Source organism: Methylobacterium sp. A49B (assembly GCF_053346215.1).
In genome coordinates, this window is sequence record NZ_JBKFBO010000098.1 from 69328 (window position 1) to 79390 (window position 10063).

General features: G+C 62.3%; 7 protein-coding genes. 3 read left to right on the forward strand and 4 right to left on the reverse strand.

Annotated elements, in window-relative coordinates; all coding sequences use genetic code 11:
- Positions 1–179: 179 nt before the first annotated feature.
- Positions 180–884 carry a YoaK family protein gene (locus ACLBX9_RS16515; RefSeq protein WP_447719710.1) on the reverse strand — a complete coding sequence of 235 codons (705 nt, stop codon included), beginning with the start codon at positions 882–884 and terminating at the stop codon, positions 180–182.
- A 328-nt stretch (positions 885–1212) separates the two neighbouring features.
- On the opposite strand from ACLBX9_RS16515, the gene ACLBX9_RS16520 reads away from it, so the two are divergent.
- Entirely contained in the window at positions 1213–2085 is an 873-nt protein-coding gene (locus ACLBX9_RS16520) for a LysR substrate-binding domain-containing protein (protein WP_010685745.1), read from the forward strand.
- Between the two features lie 186 nt (positions 2086–2271).
- On the opposite strand, the gene ACLBX9_RS16525 is transcribed toward ACLBX9_RS16520, so the two are convergent.
- Together ACLBX9_RS16525 and ku are read right to left on the reverse strand one after the other, a co-directional pair.
- Positions 2272–2526: a hypothetical protein gene (locus ACLBX9_RS16525; protein WP_447719711.1), complete on the reverse strand. Its 255-nt coding sequence runs from the start codon at positions 2524–2526 to the stop codon at positions 2272–2274.
- Complete coding sequence (ku, locus tag ACLBX9_RS16530) at positions 2523–3428, reverse strand: non-homologous end joining protein Ku (protein ID WP_447719712.1); 906 nt, start codon at positions 3426–3428, stop codon at positions 2523–2525. The genes ACLBX9_RS16525 and ku overlap by 4 nt, the downstream gene beginning before the upstream one ends.
- A 206-nt stretch (positions 3429–3634) precedes the next feature.
- Between ku and ligD the strand changes: the two genes are divergently transcribed.
- Positions 3635–6151 (forward strand): DNA ligase D, encoded by a 2517-nt coding sequence (ligD, locus tag ACLBX9_RS16535; RefSeq protein ID WP_447719713.1) that lies wholly within the window; start codon positions 3635–3637, stop codon positions 6149–6151.
- Positions 6152–6568: 417 nt separating this feature from the next.
- Positions 6569–8047, forward strand: a complete 1479-nt coding sequence (locus ACLBX9_RS16540; RefSeq protein ID WP_447719714.1) for a methyl-accepting chemotaxis protein — start codon at positions 6569–6571, stop codon at positions 8045–8047.
- 556 nt (positions 8048–8603) lie between these two features.
- On the opposite strand, the gene ACLBX9_RS16545 is transcribed toward ACLBX9_RS16540, so the two are convergent.
- Positions 8604–9983, reverse strand: coding sequence for an HD-GYP domain-containing protein (locus tag ACLBX9_RS16545; RefSeq protein ID WP_447719715.1), 1380 nt, complete (start codon positions 9981–9983; stop codon positions 8604–8606).
- Positions 9984–10063 lie beyond the last annotated feature (80 nt).

Sequence of the window (10063 nt, forward strand, 5' to 3'; positions counted from 1 at the left end):
TGGGCAGCCGAAGTCAGCCATTCGCCTTGAAGCGGACGTACCGCTGGCGACCCGTTCCGGTCGTAAGTTCCTTCCGACAGCGCGACGCAAAGCAGACATCAGGACCGCGCTCGCTCTCAAATGATGGTCGTCGCTTCCGATCTGGTACAGGATGGGATTATAGACATCCTCAAGATATATTACGTTTTCGCGTTCATTTCGGCCGGCTTCATAGTCAAGACAATCAGAGAGCTTAGAACTGCGAGTGGTAGTACGACACAGCCGAAGGCGAGATGTGCGATCCCGAAGGCCCCGCACAACGCACCTGCGGCGAAGGCTGCGACCGCCGGCAAGACGCTTAAAAATCGCGTGCGGGTTAGATCAAAATTCTCAGCGGTACCGAGGGTAAGATCCGTCGCGTCGATGACGGCTTGGCTGACGCTTACCGTCATCACCGTCGTAGGGGCGAGATGACCGAGACAGAGGCGACCTATGCCGTTCTGCACGCCCATTGCGGCGACCGCAAACATGCCTACGGAAATGGCCGGAGTTCCATCTGCTGCACCCAGCGGCGACCAAAGGGCGCCACACAGGCCGAACGCTGCGAGCAGGCCTAGTTCGATGGTTAGGAGCCAGGGCAAAGAATCGCCCCCCTGACGCTTCAGCATCAAGGTCAGAACCCGCGCGCTCGCCACCGCTGCTATGAAGACGGGCAACGCCAGGAGTTTAGCCAGCACACCGGCTGAGGTCGCCACCAACTCGGCACCGATGAGTACGAAATTACCGGTGACGTGGGCGGTGAAGAGCCCAGTCAGCGCGATGAAGGCCGCCGCATCGACAAAGCCGGCGACGAAGGCAAGGGCAGCTCCGATGAAGGTGCTGCTACTCGTGTTCTGAGACCGCACGCGATCTGACCTCGAAATTAATCGGCGAGAGGGGGTTCGGTCATGACAAGCGGTATCCGAGGATTGGCATAGTATTCCGGCCAGCGATGGCAGAAATATAGGACCGCAGTCAGAAGGGTAACGACCGCGAGGAGGAAGGCCAGCGCCTCCGTTATCTGCGTCGTCCATCTTCCGAACGTCGGAATCGCCACGAGACCGCCGACGAAGAGTGTGGTCATAATCACGGGTACGGACATCGGATGCGGCTCGGCGGAGCGGTAAAGCGGGTTTGAACCGAACCCTAAGCCGGCCCGTGCCGGGGCGTTAGCGATATCGGTTATCATGGACTATGATGGGCAACCTGGACATCGCGCTGCTCCGATCGTTTCTGGCGGTTGTGGAGAGCAACAGCTTTACGACCGCAGCGCAGGCGCTCGGGCTGCGGCAATCCACGGTGAGCGGGCACATCGCGCGGCTGGAGCAGGCTCTCGGTCGCCCTGTTCTGGCGCGGGACACGCATCGAGTCGCCCTGACGCTTGATGGTCAAGCCCTGATCGGCTTCGCGCGCGACGTGGTGCAAGCGCAGGACCGGCTGTGCGCCTTCTTCTCGCCCGGTGGCCTGCGCGGCCGCATCCGGCTTGGCGTCTCGGAAGACTATACCCTGTCGGCGCTGGCCCGTGTCCTCGCACGCTTCGCCGACCGGCACGACGCCGTGGATCTGCAGATCACGGTCGGGCTGAGCCGGTCCCTCTATCAGGGTTACGATGCGGGCGAGTTGGATGTGATCTTCTGCAAGCGTCGGCGCGGCGACCCGCGGGGCGCACTGGCCTGGGCCGAACCCCTGATCTGGACAGGACGGCCCGGCTTCGTTCTAGATCTGAACAAGCCCGTGCCTCTGGTGCTGTATCCGCCGCCGTCGATGACCCGCACATTGGCGCTCGACGCGCTCGACGCGGCGGGCCGATCCTGGCGGATTGCCTGCACCAGCGGCAGCTTGATGGGGTTGTGCGCCGCCGTCGAGGCGGGCCTGGGCATCGCGCCACACTCCGCCAAGGTCCTGCCGCCAGGACTGGCCGCGATCCCGGAGACGGCGGGCCTGCCCGCACTCGGCGACGTCGAGTTTGTCGTGCTCGGTCCGGGCCGTCACGACCGCGCGGCCACTGCGCTGCAGGAGGCGATCCTGACTAGCACGGCCGAGCTTCAGGGGAGCGATAGTTCATGACCGTAACGCCCAGATCCTCGGCCCGGCCTTTTTCGCAGCCTCTACCATGCTGTTCATTGACGCGGCGACCGCCCGTCGTTGTCCGCTCTGATGCCGAGGCCCCACATAAGCAGAACTTCTCAAATCCACCCGTTGCGGATCCCGCGAGTGGATACATGCGTGGGACTTTGACCGCCGCGCTGGTCATCAGCCAGTCCGGAGCAGTATGACACCTCGGTCTGTCAGCGTTTCGACTATGCCCGTCCTAAGAGGATCGGCGCCCTCATCGACAATCGCCACCTCGGGCGTTTCCTCCTCGAGCCAACCTTCGGCATCTTCGGCGTCGGCAAATCGCAGGACGTCGTAGCCCTTGTCGCTCAATGAGCAGCAATCCCGGTCTCGCTGATCGGCGCGATCCGACAGGATCAAGGCGAAAGGCCGATATCGGTGCTCCGCCATCATGCAGCCTTCCGCGTCTTCCGCGCCGCAGTCTTGTTCGCGGTCCGCTTCGACGTGGTAGTCGCTCGCGTCGCGCCTGACGGCTTGCGGGCGTTGGGCTTCGCTGGAGAAGGCGATTTCTCAGAGGCGATGCTGCGCTTCAGGGCCTCCATCAGGTTGACGACGTTGCTCGAATTGGGAGCGTCAGCCTTCGCTCGCCCTTTGCCCTTCGACGGCCTCTTCGCCTTGCCCTTCACCAGCGTGATCAGCGCCTCCTCATATCGATCCTCGAACTTGGAGGGGTCGAACTTCTTGGTCGATCGAGCGATCAGCTCCTCGGCCAACGAGCGCATCTCATCCGTCGGCTTACCATCGGGCATGTCCTCGAAGTACGCCGTCGGCGATCGGATCTCGTCCTGGTATCGCAACAGCGTCGCCAGCAACCCTTTGCCGTAGGGCTCGAGCAGCACCACGCGCTCGCGCTTGTAGATGACGATCCGGCCGAGTCCGGCCATACCCTTCTTCTTCATCGCGTCGCGGATCACGGCAAAGGCCTCGCGCGAAACCTTGTCCTCCGCCGCAAGGTAATAAGGCCGGTCCAGGTACCGCTCATCGACCTCGTCGCGCTTGCAGAACGCTTCGATGTTGATCGTATGCGTGCTCTCCAACGCGATCTCATTGAGCTCATCGGGCTCGATCGGCACCAACTCGTCCTTCGCGACCTCACAGCCTTTGATCTGATCGTCTCGATCAACCGGTTCACCGGTGACGGAGTCGACGATGAGCTGCTTGATTCGGTTGCCCGTCTCACGGTTGATGGTGTGACACTTGAGATCGTTCGACGAACTCACGGCCGGATACAGGCCGACGGCGCAGGATACGAGCGAAAGCCGCAGGTGACCCTTCCAATTCGCACGCGCCGCCACTGCCGCCTCCAACATTCGTCGAAGTATTGACGAGTCTTGATGACTCAAGCGGGAGTCAATCCCGGGTTCGGCGACTCAACGAGAGTCCGAATTGACTCGTTCCGCACCTTTTCGACCTGTGGATAACTTCCGAATTGAAGCAGGGTAAAGTCTCCTCCGAGCTCGGATCGGAACTGAAGTCCGCAGCGCCCGGTTTGCTGTAAACCATGGCCAAGCTCCTCCAACGCTATCGTGAGAAGCGGGATTTCGCGATCTCGTCCGAGCCGTCGGGTCGGCGTGGTCGCAAGGGCAAACAGGCGCGCTTTGTGGTGCAGAAGCACGATGCGCGGCGGCTTCATTACGACCTGCGGCTCGAAGTTGATGGCGTGCTGAAGAGCTGGGCGGTCACGCGCGGACCGAGCCTGGTGCCCGCAGATAAACGCCTCGCCGTCCAGACCGAGGATCATCCCATCGAGTACCTCCAATGGGAGGGCGCCATTCCGAAAGGCCAGTACGGCGGCGGCACCATGATCGTCTGGGATACTGGACGCTGGGATCCGGTCGGGGACATCGCGGTCGGGCTGGCGAAAGGACACCTCGAGTTCGTCCTCCACGGCGAGCGGCTCAAAGGCCGTTGGCACCTCGTGCGGATGAAGGGTCGCGGCAAAGAGACGAAGGAACCTTGGCTGCTGCTGAAGGCCGAGGACGAGCATTCGCGTGTTAGGAGCGACGCCGACATCCTCGAGGAACACGACACCTCGGTTTTGTCTGGCCGCACCAACAGCGAATTGGCCTCGAGCGGATCAGTCAGAGCCGATCACGAGGCCCGTGCTCGAGTCAGAGCCACTCGAGTCACGAAGCCGACGGCACCGCCATCACCGCGCGGTCGAAAGGCTATCCTTCCACCCTTCGTTGAACCGGCGCTGGCGACCCTGGTCGAGGCCGCGCCGAGTGGCCCCGGGTGGTTGTTCGAGATCAAGCACGACGGCTACCGGATGCAGGCTCGCATCGACGGTGGTTCCGTCAAGCTGCTCACGCGCTCCGGGCTCGACTGGACCGCCAAGTTCAAGCCGATCTCGGCGGCTTTGAAGGCGCTCAAGCTGCCTTCGGCGCTGATCGACGGGGAGATCGTCGTCGAGACGGAGAGCGGCGTGTCGAGCTTCTCGGCGCTGCAGCAGGCGCTCACGTCAGGCGATATCGGTTCGGCGGTCTTCTACGCTTTCGATCTCCTCTACCTGGACGGGAAGGATGTGCGCGCCTTGCCGCTCATCGAGCGCAAAGATCTACTGCTGCAAAGCCTCGACGACGTGGACCCGAAGGGTCGCATCCGGTTCAGCGAGCATCTCGTCGATGACGGCGCAGCCATGGCACGCCACGCCTGCAAGCTCGGGTTGGAGGGCATCATCGCCAAGCGCGCGGATGCAGCCTACCGCTCAGGGCGGAGTGATCTATGGCGCAAGGTGAAGTGCACGCAATCCGAGGAGTTCGTGATCGCCGGCTACATGCCCTCGACCTCGGCACCCCGATCCGTCGGTTCGTTGATCCTCGGGGCCTACGAGGATGGGATTCTCACCCACGTCGGACGGGTCGGAACTGGATTTAGCGATACAGTCGCGCGCAATCTCTGGATGCAGCTCGACCAGATGCGGATCAAGGATCCGCCGTTCAGCACGGAGCTGCCACCCTTGGCTCGGCGCAACGCCAAATGGGTCAATCCGCGGCTCGTCTGCGAGGTGACCTTCCGTGGATGGACAGCCGACGCCCAGTTGCGCCATGCTTCGTTCAAGACACTCCGACCCGACGTACGACCGGATGAGGTGGTGCGGGAGCGAGCGGTGAAGCGCCCTACGAGCCGAGCGAAGGCCGCACCGATCGAGAGCGTGACGCTGACGCATCCCGATCGGATCCTGTGGCCCGATGTTGGCCTGACCAAGGAGGGCCTCGCCGCCTACTACACCGACATCGCCGAGCACATCCTGCCCCATGTCGTCGATCGACCACTCTCCCTGGTTCGATGCCCTGACGGAGTCGGCTCCTGCTTTTACCAGAAGCATGGCTGGGCCGGGATGGATGATCGGCACATTCATCTCGTCGAAGTCGGTGGCGAACAGGTGGTGGTGATCCGCAACCGTGAAGGTCTTCTTGCCCTGGTTCAGGCGAGCGTCCTCGAGATCCATCCCTGGGGTGCGGCCGCCGCGGATCCGGATCAGCCAGATCGCCTGATCTTCGACTTGGATCCCGGTGAAGGCGTCGGCTGGACCAATCTCGTGGCGGGCGCGGTAGAGGTGCGCGAGCGCCTCGAGAAACGGGGGCTTCTCTCCTTCGTCAAGACCACCGGTGGCAAGGGCCTGCACGTCGTCACTCCGGTCAAGCCGCAGATGACTTGGGCCGAGGCGAAGGCGTTTACGAAGCGTGTCGCGTCCGAAATGGCGAAGGATTCACCGGATCGCTACGTCGCGACGATCTCGAAGCAAGCCCGAGATGGCCGGATCTTCGTAGACTATCTGCGCAATCAACGGGGTGCGACCGCCGTCGCAGCCTTCTCGACCCGTGCTCGCCCAGGTGCACCTGTGTCCGTGCCTGTCACCTGGGACGAACTTCCCTCTCTTGGTTCCGGTGCGCGCTTCAGCGTCGCAAGCGTGCCAAGCCGGATCGCTGCCTTGAAGCGAGATCCATGGGCCGAGTTCGCGCGTGCAGCCCGTACGCTCAAGATAAGCAAGAAGCCCGCTAGAACGGCTGGATAAAATCCCCGGAATGGCCACTCAAGTCTGATTTTGGTTAGCTTAGGTGGGCAAATCTCATCAAGCCCGATACTCGAGCTTTCTGAAAGCGGACGGATCGCTTTCGACCCAACATAGCCGCTCAGCTCGCCATCGGTGAGCCCCAATAGCAGACAGACGAGAGGACGGTAGTCCGCAGCTCCGGCAGTCAATGCATGCATTGCGCGCCCCATGCCTACTAGTAATTTTGTACTAGAAGCACCGTATATTCCGGATGATGCCGTTACTATCGATAGTTGTATCGATAAAAAAGTTGCATCTTAACGTCGGATATCGATTTATGTCAGTCTTTCTCACCGAATTTTGATGACCCTATCTTGGGAGATTATTATGCATTGCCGAATGATGTTGAGGGGCTAAGACAAAAACAAGAGACACGCCATGATCGGACTGCGCAACCTCGAAGCTCATGCAACCCTCGATGCAATTGGATCGTCGCAGGCGATTATTGAGTTCCGGCCCGATGGAACCATCCTCACGGCGAACCCCAATTTCCTGCTCGCCGTCGGCTACACCTTGGCGGAGGTACAAGGGCAGCATCACAGCCTGTTTGTAGAGCCGAATCACCGGGAGACCGCTGAGTATCGCGCGTTTTGGGACGCCCTACGGTGTGGAACCTATCGCTCTTCCGAGTTCAAGCGCATCGCCAAAGGCGGCCGCGAGATCTGGATCCAGGCCAGCTACAACCCCGTTCGAGACAGATCGGGTCGCGTCTCGAAGGTCGTCAAGATCGCCACCGACATCACCTCGCAAAAGGCACACAGCCTCGATCTCGACGGACAAATGTCCGCTCTGCACCGCTCGCAGGCGGTGATCGCCTTCACGCCCGATGGCACCATCCTCGATGCCAACTTCAACTTCCTCTCGACGATGGGCTACTCGCTCGGTGAGGTGAAGGGTCACCACCACAGCCTATTCGTAGACGAGACGGAGCGATCGAGCGAAGGCTACCGGAGCCTTTGGGCATCGCTGGCACGCGGCGAGTTCCAATCAGCCGAATTCCAGCGGGTCGCCAAAGGCGGACGCACGGTCTTCATCCAAGCTACCTACAACCCGGTCACAGGTGCCGATGGACAGGTGGTCAAGGTTGTGAAGTTCGCAACTGACATCACAGCGCAGGTACACGAGCGCCGGCGCCGGGCCGAGGCTCAACGGGCGATCGGCGTCGATCTGGACGCGATTGGGATGGCGGTCGAGCATGTGACGCAGCAGACGGCCGAGGCGGTCGGCACGGTTGGGCAAGTCTCCAACGACATCCAGTGCGTTGCCTCGGGCGCGGAGCAGCTGTCAGCCTCGGTCAGTGAGATCAGCCAGCAGGTCAGCCACGCAGCACGCATGGCCGGCGAGGCGGTCGAGCAGGCTCGTCGCACCGGCGGCATCGTCAAGGGCCTAAGCGGTCAGGCGGCGCAGATCGGCGAGGTAGTGTTGATGATCCAGGGCATCGCCTCGCAGACGAACCTGCTGGCCCTCAATGCCACCATCGAGGCCGCCCGCGCGGGCGCGGCCGGCAAGGGCTTCGCGGTGGTGGCCGCCGAGGTGAAGGCGCTGGCCGAGCAGACCGCCAAGGCCACCGACCAGATCCGCGGGCAGATCAGCGCGACCCAGATGGCCACACGCGAAGCGGTGGGTGCGATCGGTTCGATCCAGGGCACGATCCGGGCGCTGGACGAGGTCTCGGCCGCGATCGCAGCGGCGGTTGAAGAGCAGTCTACCGTCACGCGGGAAATGTCGGGCAGCATGCACACGGCCGCGCACGGGGTAGCGACGATCGCCGGCGGCATGGAGGCTATCGCCCGGGCGAGTGAGCAGGTTGATGCCGCCACGCGCCAAGTTCGTGATGCGGCGCGCGCTGTCGGCTGAACACGTGTCCAGAATGCCAAGCCAACAACACCGGCATCACGGCAAGAGCTAAGATCAAGGACCTGTCCGCTTCGTTGTATCAGTTGCTCAGAAGCGGACAGTCGACAAACCACCCTGATCGGCCTTTCTAGGCCGGCCTGACTTCGCCTTTGATCTCAATTCAGGCCGTCTGAAAAAGCCGACAGAGGCGGCCTCTCGCTGAAATCACCGGAAGATTTGTACATCTAGAAGGTGCAATTCAGGTTGTATCAAATGCGATTGAAATTGCTATCAGCATGTATTGTTGGACGGTGCACTCTTCCGTACGGCACCGATGATAGCTCCACTTGCGATCTAAGCTCACCCATCAATAGAAGTCTAGGACGCTCAAAAAATGCTCACCCGTCTCCTCACCTCGCTATGCCTCCAGACCTTGCGCTCGCCGGTCTGCGGATGGGTGGTGCGGACGATGGTTATCTGGGCGTCTAGAGAAGCGTCACCCCGCGGCAAGGCCGCCCACGGCGGCGCTGGCAAGATGGTCCCAGTCCGGTAGTCAATTGGTCGGCCGGAGCGCGGTTCAAGCCGCGCGGGCGAGATCACCCTCGATGGCGACGAGCGCCCGCTCCAGCGCCGCGAAGCAAGCTGGATCGAACGCCGCTCCAAGGTCCGCGCGCATGATGCCGAGCGCCTTTTCAAGCGACATAGCTGCGCGGTAAGGCCGGTCGGCGGTGAGCGCATCGAACACATCGGCTACCGAGACGATGCGGGTCTCGGGCGCGATTGCATCGCCAGCGAGCCCGCGTGGATAGCCCCTGCCGTCCAACCGCTCATGATGACCGCCGCCTATGCTGGCCATCTCATGGAACACCGCGACGCGGGCCAAGATAGTCTCGGACAGAGATGCGTGGTTGCGCATATCGCGCCACTCCGCCTCGTCCAGCTTGCCGTTCTTGTCGAGGATCGCGTTCGAGACCCCGAGCTTGCCGACATCGTGGAGGAGCGCAGCTCGCTTGAGCCACCGGCGTCGTTCCGGCGGGTAGCCGAGTTCAGCCGCGATCATGTCGGCGTAGACCGCGACGCGCTCGGAGTGGCCAGAGGTGAACGGACTTTTGGCGTCGATGATCTGTGCGAAGGCACGGGCGATGTCGTCGAGGTAATCCTCGTCCACCACGATCGGGCTGGCCGGCGCCAACGCGAACACCGCTTCTTCGACCTCTTCCGAGGCCAGGGTGTCCCAGAACCCAGCTTCGGAGGCAATTTTCTCGAAGCAGGCGACGACCTGAGGATCGAACCATGTGCCCGAGCGCGCCCGGACCTCGGCTATCGCGGCCGCGGGGCCGGCTGCGGTGTGGAACACGTCGACGACCTGGGCGAGAAGCGCCACACGTGCGTAGAGCGGGATCGCGGGGCCGGCGAGGCGGTCCGGCCGACCGCTGCCGTTCCAATGCTCGTCGAGCGCGTGGATGGCTTCGCAGACGCTCGCCGGGAAGCGAAGCTGACGGGCAATCTGCGCGCCGCGCTGGCAGCGCGTCTGGATAAGGTCGTCGACGATCGTGCCGCCGTTCTGCAGGATGTTGAGCACAGCGCGGAAGCGTTCGGCGAGGCCTGCCTTGAGACCCGTGTGAGAAAAGACGAAGCCGAGCACCTGGGGCATGCTGTCGCTCACCGTCTTGAAGTCACGCTTGAAGCTGAGGTCGTCGGAGAGATAAAGCTCGCAGATGCGCGCGGCGTTGCTGGAGCAACCGAGGTCCTTCAACATCACCGTGTGGTAGAGTTCCCAGAGCTGCAGATCCGGAAGGCCTAGCTCACGACCGATGTGGAAGCCGATCCAAGTCGCGCGGACGCAATGGCCGACGGGCTGACCCTCCGTGAGGTCGAGGGCGTGGCTCAGTGCACCGAGAATTTCCGAGAGCTGGATCGTCGTGGCTTCCACTTCGCCGCTTGACACGATCCGCATCGTTCTCGTCCAGTCTCTTGCCTTATAGGCCTCTATAGGCGGCGATACTGCCAGCAGAGCCTGACCAAAACGTTGCGCGT

Excerpts from the sequence above, each read along its gene's own strand:
- ACLBX9_RS16520 (WP_010685745.1), top strand. The coding sequence starts at position 1,213 with ATGATGGGCAACCTGGACATCGCGCTGCTCCGATCGTTTCTGGCGGTT.
- ACLBX9_RS16525 (WP_447719711.1), bottom strand. The coding sequence starts at position 2,526 with ATGATGGCGGAGCACCGATATCGGCCTTTCGCCTTGATCCTGTCGGAT.
- ligD (WP_447719713.1), top strand. The coding sequence starts at position 3,635 with ATGGCCAAGCTCCTCCAACGCTATCGTGAGAAGCGGGATTTCGCGATC.
- ACLBX9_RS16540 (WP_447719714.1), top strand. The coding sequence starts at position 6,569 with ATGATCGGACTGCGCAACCTCGAAGCTCATGCAACCCTCGATGCAATT.
- ACLBX9_RS16545 (WP_447719715.1), bottom strand. The coding sequence starts at position 9,983 with ATGCGGATCGTGTCAAGCGGCGAAGTGGAAGCCACGACGATCCAGCTC.